The sequence below is a fragment of the Parendozoicomonas verongulae genome, assembly GCF_009711465.1.
GTDB lineage: Bacteria > Pseudomonadota > Gammaproteobacteria > Pseudomonadales > Endozoicomonadaceae > Sansalvadorimonas > Sansalvadorimonas verongulae.
The window spans coordinates 1-344 of sequence record NZ_SMME01000538.1 but is presented as its reverse complement, the minus strand read 5'-3'; positions in this window follow the sequence as shown (position 1 = coordinate 344).

Genomic DNA, 344 nt, shown 5'->3' with positions numbered 1-344 from the left:
ATGGAGGCTCTCCGGTTTACACTGCTGTCCTGCCAAACAATGTTCCCCTTCACGGACCACTTCCACTACAGAGTTCACACGAACTTGAATCTGTACAACTTCAGGCACACAAAGTCCGAGACAACCTTCATGTTGTAGAAATAGAACCCGCTCAAGCCTCGAGTACACCTTTCTGGGAAAAATGTCGGGAATTAGAAAGTGAGTGGTTAAAAAAAGCTGATCAAATTCTGTATGTCACGTTCCCACATTACAGTAAGGAGATATCAATGCGATTGGAGCTGACCGGAACTCTGAGTGCCTATGGAGGGCATTCCTGCCCGGTAGCCAAGCGCTTACAAGACCTG